Below are 12,066 nucleotides of genomic sequence, written 5' to 3'. Positions count from 1 at the left end.
GAAATCAACGAAAAGGAGGGATGATGAAAACGATCGGCCTGTTAGGTGGAATGAGCTGGGAATCGACAATCCCTTATTATCGCCTGATTAACGAAGGGGTAAAACAGCATCTGGGTGGTCTGCACTCCGCAAGCCTGCTCCTGCACAGCGTTGATTTTCATGAAATCGAAGCCTGCCAGTCGAGCGGCGAGTGGGATAAAGCCGGGGCGATCCTGGCCCAGGCGGCGCTGGGGCTGGAGCGGGCTGGGGCCGAGGGGATATTGCTTTGTACTAATACCATGCACAAGGTGGCATCGCATATTGAGAACCGCTGCTCGCTGCCGTTCCTGCATATCGCTGACGCGACCGGGCGCGCAATTGCGGCATCCGGGATGCGCCGCGTAGCGCTGCTGGGCACGCGCTACACCATGGAACAGGATTTCTATCGCGGGCGCTTGCGCAGCGCGTTTGGGATCGAAAGCCTGATCCCTGAAGAAGAAGACCGGGCGCGCATCAATCAGATTATCTTTGACGAGCTCTGTCTCGGCACCTTCAGCGAAACCTCCCGCGCCTTCTACGTCAGCGTCATCGAAAAACTCGCGCAGCAGGGGGCTGAAGGGGTGATCTTCGGCTGCACGGAGATCGGTTTGCTGGTACCCGTTGAGCGAAGCCCTCTTCCGGTATTTGATACCACCGCTATTCATGCTGCGGATGCCGTGGCGTTTATGCTGTCATAATGGGTCCTGCAGGTCAGGTAAGCGAAGCGCCACCTGACGCGCGTGCTCCATGACGTGTTCGGTGAAAGCATCCACCAGCGCGGAAGCCGGACGGTGTAGCGGACGGATCAGGCTCACGGTGAACGGGACGGACACGCTAAAGCGGCGAATGACGATCCCGCTTCCGGCATAATCCAGTGCCGTGAGTGGATTGACCACCGCGACGCCGACGCCGGCACGCACCATCGCGCAAATCGAGGCCGCGCTGTGCGTTTCCACCGCCATTCGCCGTTTGACCTGATGCTCGGCAAACAGGGTATCCAGCAGCTGTCTGTAACTGTCGGTCTGCGACAGGCTGATGTAGTTTTCCCCGTGGAAATCCTCCGGCGTGAGCACCGCCTTACCGGCAAGCCGATGCCCGGCGGGCAGAACGCACACTTCATCTAACGAGAGCAGCTCCGTGCGCGCCGTGCCCGCTGGGGTGGTGAGGGTTTCGGTTAGCCCTAAATCATGGCGCTGTGCCGAAAGCCACTCTTCAAGCAGGGGAGATTCCTGCGGCACGATGGTGAGGCTGACCTCAGGATAGCGGGCCAGAAAGGGTTGCAGCAGCATCGGCAAAAAGGATTGCGAAAAGACGGGCAGGCAGACAATCGACAGCTCGCCCTGGCGAAACTCGCGCAGGCTTTCCGCGGCACTTACTATTCTGTCCAGCCCGTACCAGGAGCGCTGAACTTCCTCAAACAGGCGTAACCCCTGTACCGTCGGGTGAAGCCTGCCCCGGGTGCGTTCGAATAGCTTCAACCCCAGCACTTTCTCGAAGCGCGCCAGCTCGCGGCTCACCGTCGGCTGCGAGGTATGCAGCATCTGTGCGGCTTCGGTGAGATTGCCGGTGGTCATCACGGCGTGAAAAATCTCGATATGGCGTAAATTGACGGCGGGCATAGAGCACCTGAAAGCAGAGAACTGTCCATATCATTTTTGCATAGACTCGCGATAAAACGATATTTTTTATTCTCCTTGCGCTGTGGCGTAATCATCAAAACGCATTTATCCGGAGAAGACCATGCCACGCCCGCTGAACCAGACTGATACCGATTTGAACGCCGACAACCTGCTGCGCCTGCCTGCCGAGTTTGGCTGTCCGGTGTGGGTCTACGACGCGCAGATCGTCCGCGAGAAGATCGCCGCCCTGCATCAGTTCGACGTGGTGCGTTTTGCCCAGAAGGCCTGCTCCAATATTCATATTCTGCGCCTGATGCGCGAGCAGGGCGTGAAGGTTGACTCCGTTTCACTCGGCGAAATCGAGCGCGCGCTGGTAGCCGGATACGATCCGAAAGCCGACAGCGACGCGATCGTCTTTACTGCCGATGTGATCGACGATGCGACGCTGGCGCGCGTTCACGAACTGCAGATCCCGGTAAATGCCGGTTCTGTGGATATGCTCGAGCAGCTCGGTCAGGTTTCTCCCGGCCACCGCGTCTGGCTGCGCGTGAACCCGGGCTTTGGTCATGGCCACAGCCAAAAAACCAATACCGGCGGCGAAAACAGCAAGCACGGGATCTGGTATGCCGACATGCCTGCCGCGCTGGAGGTGTTACAGCGCTACAACCTGAAGCTGGTGGGTATTCATATGCACATTGGCTCTGGGGTGGATTACGGCCACCTGGAACAGGTGTGCGGCGCGATGGTGCGTCAGGTTGTCGACTTCGGTCAGGATCTGGAGGCGATCTCTGCGGGCGGTGGTCTCTCCATTCCTTATCACGAAGGGGAAGAGGCGATCGATACCGATCACTATTACGGTTTGTGGAGCGCCGCGCGCGATCAAATTGCCGCGCATCTGGGCCACGCGGTGAAGCTGGAAATTGAGCCGGGTCGTTTCCTGGTGGCGGAAGCCGGCGTGCTGGTTTCGCAGGTCCGCAGCGTGAAAGAGATGGGGTCTCGCCACTTCGTCTTGATTGATGCAGGCTTTAACGACCTGATGCGTCCGTCCATGTACGGTAGCTATCACCACATTACCGCCCTGGCTGCCGACGGCCGCGATTTAACGCAGGCGCCGCGCGTTGAGACGGTCGTTGCGGGGCCGCTGTGCGAATCGGGTGACGTGTTTACCCAGCAGGAGGGCGGCAAAGTGGAAACCCGCGCGCTGCCAGAGGTTAAGCCGGGTGATTATCTTGTGCTGCACGACACCGGTGCCTACGGGGCGTCTATGTCTTCTAACTACAATAGCCGCCCGCTGCTGCCGGAAGTGCTGTTTGATAATGGCAAGGCGCGGCTGATCCGCCGTCGCCAGACCATTCAGGAACTGCTGGCTTTAGAACTCATCTGATGAAAGTACGGCCCCGTTGTGACCGAATCGCGTAACACCAGCGTGCCGGTAAACGGCGGGATGGCATCGACCGGCTGGTTTCTTGCCAGCCGGATCGCCTGATCGATGGCGGTGACAATCATATTGTCGATGGGCAGATAAACCGACGAGAGCGCAGGCTCCAGCCATTTCGCGCTTGGGGCATCATCAAAGCCGAACAGGGAGATATCCTGCGGGATTTTCAGCCCCGCCTGGTGCAACGCTTTGGACGCCCCCAGCGCCATATCGTCGTTACAGGCAAACAGGGCGCTAAACGGTACTCCGTCGGCAATCAATTCCTTGCAAAGCTCGTATCCCCGCGTCATTCCTGCATCGCCGTACTTTATCCGGCGCTCGTCCAGACGGATACCATGCTTTTCCAGCGCCTTGCGATAGCCCATCAGCCGTGCTTTACCCGTGGGCGTGTGGATCGGGACGGTGATACAGGCGATCTCCCGATGGCCCTGGCCAATCAGGTAATCCACGGCCTTAAACGCGGCATCCTGCTGTTCGAAGAACACGCAGCGATCCGGCGCCTGGCTCACTTCACGGTTAATGACCACCAGCGGCGTTTTCACGGTGTTCATCAGTTTGACGATCGCTTTTTCGCTCATGTAGCGCGTGTAAAGCACGATGGCATCGCACTGGCGATCGGCCAGCATCTGCACCGCCTGCTCTTCCTGTTCCGGCGCGTCGTGACCGTCGGTGACGATCAGCTGTTTCCCGTGAGTTTCGGTCTGCCGCGACGCCTGCTGGAGAAGGCGGCCAAAATAAAAGCCGTCAAAGGTCGAGACGACCAGACCAATGCTGTTGCTGGTCTGGTTAGCCAGCGAGCGCGCGAGAAAGTTCGGGCGATAGCCCAGCTCTTCCATCGCAGCAAACACCTGCTGACGCGTACTCTCTTTTACCTGACCTGTGCCGTTCAGCACGCGCGATACCGTGGCCTTCGACACGCCCGCGCGCAGTGATACATCCAGCATTGTTGCCATTCTATATTCCTGCTTCCACGTAACGATCTGCAGTTTACCACAGAGCTTATGCCGTATAAGCGATGCGGGAAGCGCAAAAACTCTGCCACGATCACGCTTTTTGGTAACGATTCGTCCGGCCAGCCTGAAGTCAAACTCAATTGCCTGACTCTGGTAAGATAATCACCGAACCGGGCTGGAGCATCAGGCCAGTAAATACATGAGAAAATGCAGGTGAAACATGAATAAGGCTGTCATCCTCCCGCTTTACAAGGCGCCACACTTCGCAGAGCAGGTTACCGACTGGATCTGGCAGGCCTTTGGCGAAGGGCTTCCTCGGGCATTTTTCCACAGCATTGTTGAGCACAGCCAGACGCCGGGGGCATTACCGTTGACGTTTATTGCCGTTGAAGGCGAACAGCTTCTTGGCACGGTGGGACTCTGGCGCTGCGATTTGATCACCCGTCAGGATCTCTGTCCGTGGCTGGCGGCGCTCTACGTTGACGACGCGGCGCGAGGCAAAGGGCTGGCGGGGCAGCTTCAGCAGCATGTTATCGCTTACGCCGCGCAGTCCGGGTATGAGGAGCTCCATCTCTGGTCTGCCTGCCGCGACTTTTACGAACGTTACGGCTGGCAGTATATCGGTGATGGGCTGGAATACCCCAACACGCGGGTGCACCTCTACCGTTATTCGCTCTGCGCTTCTGCAGGCGACGCAACGGAGTGACGACGGACCAGCGTCGGGCTAAACAGATGGGTAATTTCCGGCGGCTGGCGCTGTTCAGCCAGCGCTAGCGCCAGCTCGGCGGCCTGCGTTGCCATGGTGATGATTGGGTAGCGCACGGTGGTCAGACGCGGGCGAACGTAGCGGGAGACCAGCACGTCGTCGAAGCCAATCAGCGAAATTTCTGCCGGTACCTCAATTCCGTTGTCATTCAACACCCCCATTGCCCCTGCGGCCATAGAGTCGTTATAGCTGGCAACCGCCGTGAAATTCCGTCCGCGGCCCAGCAGTTCGGTCATGGCCTGTTCACCGCCGCTCTCGTCCGGTTCACCGTAGGCCACCAGACGGTCATTACACGGCAGCCCGTTTTCACGCAGGGCATCGTAGTAGCCCTGCAGACGGTCTTCCGCATCAGAAATGGGGTGATTGGAACAGAGATAGCCAATCCGGGTATGGCCCTGCTGAATCAGGTGCCGCGTGGCAAGCCAGGCGCCGTAGCGGTCGTCGAGGGCCACACAGCGTTTCTCAAAGCCGGGAATGATGCGGTTGATAATCACCATTCCGGGCATCTGCTTCATCAGGTGAATCAGTTCGGCATCCGGGATCATTTTAGCGTGAACCACCAGCGCCGCGCAGCGGTGGCGGATCAGCTGTTCAATGGCCTGGCGTTCCTTTTGTTCGTTATGATAGCCATTGCCGATCAGCAAAAAATTGCCTGTCTGATAGGAAACCTGTTCAACCGCTTTCACCATGGCGCCGAAAAAGGGATCAGAAACATCGCCCACCACCAGACCAATCGTTTCTGTGGACTGCTGGGCGAGCGCGCGAGCGTTGGCATTGGGATGATAATTCAGGGATTCCATGGCGCTTTGTACCGCCTGACGTGATGCGTCACTGGCCTTTGGTGAATCATTAATCACGCGCGAGACGGTTGCCACCGACACGCCAGCCAGACGGGCCACATCCTTTATTGTCGCCATTCATTACCTTCTTATTGGGGGTAAGCGTTTACACACCAAATAGTGTTGCGGAAAAGCGGCGTGCATTCAAGGGGAGCGGATTTCCGCTCTCCACAAACGTGACGCAGCACACCCCTGGCGGTGTAATCGTTACACGCCCAGTCATGTCTGAAAAATGTGAATCTGAACCTTTAGTTACACTTTGCCTCAGGCTGTTGCGATTGTCCGATAGCAAGGGCGTTAAAGAGGTTGATACAGTTGAGATCCCAGAGGTATTGATTGGTGAGAATTCTTAGTACGGTTTCGTACTCATCTCTTGCACCAACCTGCGCGGATGCGCAGGTTTTTTTTCGCCTTCACTTTTGCTGTCGCTCCCTTATCACTTCTCGTGTAATCTGCCACCATTTACTAATAACCCTCCACACTGGCTGGCAAAGGGAGTTGAGATGCTATTTGGGTTCTTCCGTACGCTTTTCCGTATTCTTTTTCGCATCCGCATCACTGGCGACACCCGGACGCTTAGCGGCGAACGCGTTTTGATCACACCAAACCATGTTTCCTTTATAGACGGCATCCTGCTGGCGCTGTTTTTGCCCGTGCGTCCGGTGTTTGCGGTGTATACCTCCATCAGCCAGCAGTGGTACATGCGCTGGCTCTCGCCGCTGATTGATTTTGTGCCGCTCGACCCGACAAAGCCGATGATGATTAAGCATCTGGTACGTCTGGTCGAGCAGGGGCGTCCGGTGGTCATTTTCCCTGAAGGACGGATCTCCGTGACCGGTTCGCTGATGAAAATCTACGACGGCGCGGGGTTTGTTGCGGCGAAGTCAAAAGCGACCGTGGTGCCGCTGCGTATTGAAGGCGCGGAGCTGACCCATTTCAGCCGTCTGAAGGGGCTGGTGAAGCAGCGTCTGTTCCCCAAAATCACGCTGCATATCCTGCCGCCAACGTCATTACCGATGCCCGACGCGCCGCGTGCCCGCGATCGCCGTAAAATCGCCGGGGAAATGCTGCATCAGATCATGATGGAAGCGCGTATGGCCGTGCGCCCGCGCGAAACGCTCTACGAATCCCTGCTTTCCGCGCAGTACCGCTATGGCGCGAAGAAAAACTGCATCGAAGACATTAACTTTACCCCGGATACCTATCGCAAGCTGCTGACCAAAACCCTGTTTGTGGGGCGTATTCTGGAGAAGTACAGCAAAAAGGGCGAAAAGATTGGCCTGATGCTGCCTAACGCGGGCATCAGCGCGGCGGTGATTTTCGGCGCGGTTTCCCGGGGCCGGATCCCGGCGATGATGAACTACACGGCGGGCGTGAAGGGGCTGACCAGCGCCATTACTGCCGCTCAGATTAATACCGTCTTTACCTCCCGCCAGTTCCTGGACAAAGGCAAGCTCTGGCATCTTCCCGAGCAGCTCACTCAGGTGCGCTGGGTCTTCCTGGAAGATCTGAAAGCGGACGTGACCACCGGCGACAAGCTGTGGATTTTTGCGCATCTGCTGATGCCGCGTCTGGCCCAGGTCAAACAGCAGCCGGAAGATGACGCGATTATCCTCTTCACGTCGGGTTCTGAAGGCAACCCAAAAGGCGTCGTCCACAGCCACAAGAGCATTCTGGCGAACGTCGAGCAGATTAAAAGCATCGCCGACTTTACCGCGAACGACCGCTTTATGTCGGCGCTGCCGCTGTTCCACTCCTTTGGCCTGACGGTGGGGCTGTTCACGCCGCTGCTGACCGGTGCAGAAGTGTTCCTTTACCCAAGCCCGCTGCATTACCGCATCGTGCCGGAGCTGGTGTATGACCGTAACTGTACCGTGCTGTTCGGGACCTCTACCTTCCTGGGGAACTATGCGCGTTTTGCCAATCCGTATGACTTCTATCGCGTGCGGTATGTGGTGGCCGGTGCGGAAAAACTGCAGGAGAGCACGCGTCAGATCTGGCAGGACAAGTTTGGTCTGCGCATTCTCGAAGGCTATGGCGTGACCGAGTGTGCGCCCGTGGTCTCGATTAACGTGCCGATGGCGGCGAAACCGGGAACGGTTGGCCGCATTCTGCCGGGGATGGACGCGCGTCTGCTGGCGGTGCCGGGCATAGAGGACGGTGGCCGCCTGCAGCTGAAAGGGCCAAACGTGATGAACGGGTATCTGCGCGTGGAAAATCCGGGCGTGCTGGAAGCGCCGACGGCGGAGAACGTCAACGGCGAGGTTGAAACCGGCTGGTACGACACCGGTGATATTGTCCGCTTTGATGAACAAGGCTTTGTACAGATCCAGGGACGCGCAAAACGCTTCGCCAAAATTGCCGGCGAAATGGTCTCTCTGGAAATGGTAGAGCAACTGGCGACGGCCGTGTCCGCCGAGAAGATGCACGCCACCGTCGTGAAGAGCGATGCCAGCAAAGGTGAGGCGCTGGTACTGTTTACGACCGACAGTGAGCTTAAGCGCGACAGATTACTGAGCTATGCACGCGAACACGGTATTCCTGAACTGGCCGTGCCGCGCGATATTCGCTACCTGAAACAGCTCCCGGTGCTGGGCAGCGGGAAGCCCGATTTCGTGACCCTGAAAGGCATGGTTGAAGAGGCGGAACAGCAAAATGCGTGAGTCAGTACACACTAACACATCCCTCAGGTCGAAAGGCATGATGGCCGTCATCGCCGCGCAGTTTCTCTCTGCGTTCGGTGATAACGCGCTGCTGTTTGCCACGCTGGCGCTGCTGAAAGCCGAGTTTTACCCCGACTGGAGTCAGCCGATCCTGCAGATGGTGTTTGTGGGCGCTTACATTATTTTTGCTCCATTTGTGGGACAGGTGGCGGACAGCTTCCCGAAAGGCCGGGTGATGATGTTTGCCAACGGCCTCAAGCTGCTGGGGGCGGCCAGCATTTGCTTTGGCTTCAATCCGTTTATTGGCTATACGCTGGTGGGCATTGGGGCCGCCGCCTACTCGCCGGCGAAGTACGGCATCCTCGGAGAGCTGACCACCGGGGATAAGCTGGTGAAAGCCAACGGCCTGATGGAATCGTCAACCATTGCCGCTATTCTGCTCGGATCCGTCGCGGGCGGCGTGCTGGCCGACTGGCATGTGCTGGCGGCACTGGGCGTGTGTGCGGTGGTGTATGGCGGGGCGGTCGTGGCGAACCTGTTTATTCCGAAGCTGCCGGTGGCTCGCCCGGGCCAGTCCTGGCGCGTTAAACCGATGACCGGCAGCTTCTTTAATGCCTGCCGCGTGCTGTGGCGTAACGGTGAAACGCGTTTCTCCCTGATGGGGACCAGTATGTTCTGGGGCGCGGGCGTTACGCTGCGCTTCCTGCTGGTCCTGTGGGTGCCGGTGGCGCTGGGCATTACGGACAACGCGACGCCAACCTATCTTAATGCGATGGTGGCCATCGGCATTGTTGTCGGGGCAGGTGCGGCAGCGAAGCTGGTGACGCTTGAGACGGTTGCACGCTGCATGCCCGCCGGGATCCTGATTGGCGTGGTGGTGCTGATCTTCTCGCTGCAGCATGCGTTATTGCCCGCTTATGCCCTCCTGATCCTGATTGGTATCCTGGGGGGCTTCTTCGTGGTGCCGCTGAACGCGTTGCTGCAGGAACGGGGCAAGCAAACCGTCGGGGCGGGGAATGCCATCGCGGTACAAAATCTGGGTGAAAACCTGGCGATGCTGTTAATGTTGGGACTCTACTCGCTGGCGGTAAAAGTGGGTGTGCCGGTGGTGGGGATTGGCGTCGGGTTTGGCGGGCTGTTTGCGATTGCGATTGCTGCATTATGGCTCTGGCAACGTCGCCGTTGATATATAGCCGGGTGGCGGCTTCGCCTTACCCGGCCTGGGTTTGCGCACCTGCAGGCCCGGTAAGCGTAGCGCCACCGGGCAAAAGTATCAGGCTACGGTGCTGGATAAGTATAAACCTGATGCACCGCTTCAATCTCCGCTAGCACCTCTTCACTCAGGTTCAGATGGAAACTCTCAATATTGGTTTTCAGCTGTTCCATGGTGGTTGCGCCCAGCAGGGTGCTGGCAACAAACGGCTGACGACGCACGAAGGCCAGCGCCATCTGCGCAGGGTCAAGACCGTGACGCTTCGCGATATCCACATAGGCGGCAACGGCTTTCTGCGTCTGCTCGCCGCTGTAGCGGGTAAAGCGGCTAAAGAGGGTATTACGCGCACCGGCCGGTTTCGCACCGTTCAGGTATTTCCCCGTCAGCGTGCCGAAGCCGAGACAGGAGTAGGCGAGCAGCTCCACCTCTTCATACTGCGTCACTTCGGCCAGACCCACTTCATAGCTGCGGTTAAGCAGGCTGTACGGGTTCTGAATAGTCACGATACGCGGCAGATCGTGCTTATCCGCCAGGTGCAGATAGCGCATGACCCCAAAGGCCGTTTCGTTAGAGACACCAATGTAGCGGATTTTTCCCGCACGCTGGCATTCGGTCAGCGCTTCCAGCGTTTCCAGCAGCGTTACGGTGGGGGCGCTCTCATTCCAGCTGTAGCCGAGCTTACCAAAGCAGTTGGTAGGCCGCTGCGGCCAGTGCACCTGGTAGAGGTCGAGATAGTCGGTTTGCAGACGCTTGAGGCTGGCGTCCAGCGCGGCGCGGATATTTTTGCGATCGAGGATCTGGTTCGGGCGGATCCCGGTATCGTTGTTGCGCGCGGGGCCACTGACTTTGGAGGCAATCACCAGCTTTTCACGGTTGCCGCGTTTTGCCAGCCAGTTACCGACGTAGGTTTCGGTAAGTCCCTGCGTCTCAGGACGTGGCGGTACAGGGTACATCTCTGCGACATCAATCAGGTTAATGCCCTGGCTGACGGCGTAATCGAGTTGTGCATGGGCATCGGCTTCGCTGTTTTGTTCACCAAATGTCATCGTGCCCAACCCCAGTTGGCTAATTTCCAGAGCGCTGTGGGGGATACGGTGATAATGCATAGCCGGCTTCCTCAGTAGACTTATAGACCGCGTCAGGCCGTGCCCGACAAAGGAATATAAACATGGCAGAGGGGAAGCAAAAGGGGAAGAAAAAAATCAAAAAGGCCAGCAAGCGACTGACCTCTCTCTGTTTATCGCTCGATAATTTGCGAGACTTCGTCGCGATTGATCTGCATTTTATTGCCTTCCTGGTCGCGGTAGCTGACCAGACCGGTATCATCGTCGACTTCGGGTTTGCCGTCGGTCAGGATCATTCGACCATCTTTTGTCGCCATGACGTAATCGCTGCTACAGCCCGATACAGCAAACGCTAAACCGACTGCTGACACTAACACTGCCCATTTTTTCATCGTTATCGTCCTCATCTGGCTTGTATCAAATCATAATCTAGTATTAACCCGATATGGCGACTTGAGGAAGCGGTAAAATCTTAAAAAGCAGTCGATTATGTTCGAGAGCTCTCAAAATAAGTAAAAAACTATGTTTTCAACAGGAAATGACGTGCGAGTAGTGCACCGGTGAAATTCTTTTTGAGATAAAAACCGCGCGGCAACGTCAGGATAGGCTCGCCCTGCGCGCCGATTGCCTCGGTAAGTGCTTTACTGTTGGCCGCTTTCGGACGCAGCTGTAATACTTCTCCGTGTCGGGCGGTGATACGCTCTACCTGCCCAAGCACAATCATGTCCATCAGTTCCTCCCAGTCCAGACGCAGCTGATGCTCCTCATCCTCGTCAGGGCTCCAGAGCAGCGGCGCGCCAACGCGTCGGTCGGCCAGGGGGATCTGACGCTCACCCTCAACCGGTACCCACAGTACGCGCTTCAGCTTATGGCGAACGTGGCTGGTTTCCCAGGTTACGCCGGTATTGCCGGTTAATGGCGCAACGCAGACGAAGGTGGTCTCAAGCGGCTTGCCCTGGCGGTCTACAGGGATGGTTTTTAACTCCACGCCAAGGGCTGCAAAATCCTGCTCGGGTTTGCTCCCTGCGCTGGCACCCAGCCACAGCTCCAGCAGCATACCGATCCAGCCTTTATCCCGCTTCAGATCCTTTGGGATCGGAAGCCCGGCCATTGCCGCCAGCTCGCCAAGCGAAAAGCCAGCCAGACGCTGTGCCTGCAGTAGCAACTGGCTCTCGCTGGACGGCGGTGAGAGCAAGGGTGTAAGCGGGTGCATGACGGTAACCTTTTGATTAAAAAATAAACGAAGAAATTGTCCCCTGTGGATAGAGTTTAACTATTTCTGTACCAATATGACATCTCTATGATTTATAGGATTTTTTATTGGTCTGAAATCGTTCCGCCTGGGTGAGAAAACCGGTTGTTCAAATCTGGTCACTGACAATGAACAGGATCTTACACCATGTTATCCACAGAAAAATGGGATAACTGGGCATAACCCTGACTACTGTTTCCATTTACAGCCTTGACGTGCGATGAAAATCGAATTTTCAAAC

Annotated in this window: 11 protein-coding genes; 5 read left to right on the top strand and 6 right to left on the bottom strand. The window is 57.2% G+C overall.

Annotated elements, in window-relative coordinates:
- The first annotated feature begins 23 nt into the window (after window positions 1-23).
- Window positions 24-716 carry an aspartate/glutamate racemase gene (locus tag BFV67_RS17850; RefSeq protein ID WP_069598749.1) on the top strand — a complete coding sequence of 231 codons (693 nt, stop codon included), beginning with the start codon at window positions 24-26 and terminating at the stop codon, window positions 714-716.
- Here the strand turns inward: BFV67_RS17850 and BFV67_RS17845 are convergent.
- Window positions 711-1,637: a LysR family transcriptional regulator gene (locus tag BFV67_RS17845; protein WP_008499676.1), complete on the bottom strand. Its 927-nt coding sequence runs from the start codon at window positions 1,635-1,637 to the stop codon at window positions 711-713. The two genes, BFV67_RS17850 and BFV67_RS17845, sit on opposite strands and share 6 nt — an antisense overlap.
- Before the next feature lie 121 nt (window positions 1,638-1,758).
- Between BFV67_RS17845 and lysA the strand changes: the two genes are divergently transcribed.
- The gene (gene lysA, locus BFV67_RS17840; protein ID WP_069598748.1) at window positions 1,759-3,021 is read left to right on the top strand and encodes a diaminopimelate decarboxylase; all 1,263 of its coding nucleotides are present in this window, start codon (window positions 1,759-1,761) and stop codon (window positions 3,019-3,021) included.
- Here lysA and BFV67_RS17835 read toward each other — a convergent pair.
- The gene (locus tag BFV67_RS17835) at window positions 2,991-4,028 is read right to left on the bottom strand and encodes a LacI family DNA-binding transcriptional regulator (RefSeq protein WP_008499674.1); all 1,038 of its coding nucleotides are present in this window, start codon (window positions 4,026-4,028) and stop codon (window positions 2,991-2,993) included. The two genes, lysA and BFV67_RS17835, sit on opposite strands and share 31 nt — an antisense overlap.
- 220 nt (window positions 4,029-4,248) lie before the next feature.
- Here BFV67_RS17835 and BFV67_RS17830 point away from each other — a divergent pair, with 220 nt between their 5' ends.
- Window positions 4,249-4,734, top strand: a complete 486-nt coding sequence (locus BFV67_RS17830) for a GNAT family N-acetyltransferase (RefSeq protein ID WP_021242020.1) — start codon at window positions 4,249-4,251, stop codon at window positions 4,732-4,734.
- Here BFV67_RS17830 and galR read toward each other — a convergent pair.
- Window positions 4,695-5,711, bottom strand: a complete 1,017-nt coding sequence (gene galR, locus BFV67_RS17825; RefSeq protein WP_021242019.1) for an HTH-type transcriptional regulator GalR — start codon at window positions 5,709-5,711, stop codon at window positions 4,695-4,697. The two genes, BFV67_RS17830 and galR, sit on opposite strands and share 40 nt — an antisense overlap.
- 425 nt (window positions 5,712-6,136) lie before the next feature.
- Between galR and aas the strand changes: the two genes are divergently transcribed.
- Window positions 6,137-8,296 (top strand): bifunctional acyl-ACP--phospholipid O-acyltransferase/long-chain-fatty-acid--ACP ligase, encoded by a 2,160-nt coding sequence (gene aas, locus BFV67_RS17820; RefSeq protein WP_069598747.1) that lies wholly within the window; start codon window positions 6,137-6,139, stop codon window positions 8,294-8,296.
- Entirely contained in the window at window positions 8,289-9,482 is a 1,194-nt protein-coding gene (lplT, locus tag BFV67_RS17815; RefSeq protein ID WP_039024116.1) for a lysophospholipid transporter LplT, read from the top strand. Before aas ends, lplT begins: the two co-directional genes overlap by 8 nt.
- A gap of 92 nt (window positions 9,483-9,574) precedes the next feature.
- Here the strand turns inward: lplT and BFV67_RS17810 are convergent, their stop codons facing one another.
- The 3 genes from BFV67_RS17810 to mutH all read right to left on the bottom strand — a co-directional run bounded on the left by BFV67_RS17810 (window position 9,575) and on the right by mutH (window position 11,786).
- The gene (locus tag BFV67_RS17810; protein WP_021242016.1) at window positions 9,575-10,615 is read right to left on the bottom strand and encodes an NADP(H)-dependent aldo-keto reductase; all 1,041 of its coding nucleotides are present in this window, start codon (window positions 10,613-10,615) and stop codon (window positions 9,575-9,577) included.
- Window positions 10,616-10,746: 131 nt separating this feature from the next.
- Window positions 10,747-10,965: a YgdI/YgdR family lipoprotein gene (locus tag BFV67_RS17805; RefSeq protein ID WP_008499668.1), complete on the bottom strand. Its 219-nt coding sequence runs from the start codon at window positions 10,963-10,965 to the stop codon at window positions 10,747-10,749.
- A gap of 128 nt (window positions 10,966-11,093) precedes the next feature.
- Window positions 11,094-11,786, bottom strand: a complete 693-nt coding sequence (mutH, locus tag BFV67_RS17800) for a DNA mismatch repair endonuclease MutH (RefSeq protein ID WP_021242015.1) — start codon at window positions 11,784-11,786, stop codon at window positions 11,094-11,096.
- Window positions 11,787-12,066 lie beyond the last annotated feature (280 nt).

This window comes from Enterobacter roggenkampii, from assembly GCF_001729805.1.
In the GTDB taxonomy this organism is placed as follows: Bacteria; Pseudomonadota; Gammaproteobacteria; order Enterobacterales; family Enterobacteriaceae; genus Enterobacter; species Enterobacter roggenkampii.
This window is presented reverse-complemented; position numbering and strand designations above follow the sequence as displayed.

Bases quoted from the DNA above. Each gene is read 5' to 3' on its own strand.
- BFV67_RS17850 (WP_069598749.1), top strand. From the start codon at position 24: ATGAAAACGATCGGCCTGTTAGGTGGAATGAGCTGGGAATCGACAATC.
- BFV67_RS17845 (WP_008499676.1), bottom strand. From the start codon at position 1,637: ATGCCCGCCGTCAATTTACGCCATATCGAGATTTTTCACGCCGTGATG.
- lysA (WP_069598748.1), top strand. From the start codon at position 1,759: ATGCCACGCCCGCTGAACCAGACTGATACCGATTTGAACGCCGACAAC.
- BFV67_RS17835 (WP_008499674.1), bottom strand. From the start codon at position 4,028: ATGGCAACAATGCTGGATGTATCACTGCGCGCGGGCGTGTCGAAGGCC.
- BFV67_RS17830 (WP_021242020.1), top strand. From the start codon at position 4,249: ATGAATAAGGCTGTCATCCTCCCGCTTTACAAGGCGCCACACTTCGCA.
- galR (WP_021242019.1), bottom strand. From the start codon at position 5,711: ATGGCGACAATAAAGGATGTGGCCCGTCTGGCTGGCGTGTCGGTGGCA.
- aas (WP_069598747.1), top strand. From the start codon at position 6,137: ATGCTATTTGGGTTCTTCCGTACGCTTTTCCGTATTCTTTTTCGCATC.
- lplT (WP_039024116.1), top strand. From the start codon at position 8,289: ATGCGTGAGTCAGTACACACTAACACATCCCTCAGGTCGAAAGGCATG.
- BFV67_RS17810 (WP_021242016.1), bottom strand. From the start codon at position 10,615: ATGCATTATCACCGTATCCCCCACAGCGCTCTGGAAATTAGCCAACTG.
- BFV67_RS17805 (WP_008499668.1), bottom strand. From the start codon at position 10,965: ATGAAAAAATGGGCAGTGTTAGTGTCAGCAGTCGGTTTAGCGTTTGCT.
- mutH (WP_021242015.1), bottom strand. From the start codon at position 11,786: ATGCACCCGCTTACACCCTTGCTCTCACCGCCGTCCAGCGAGAGCCAG.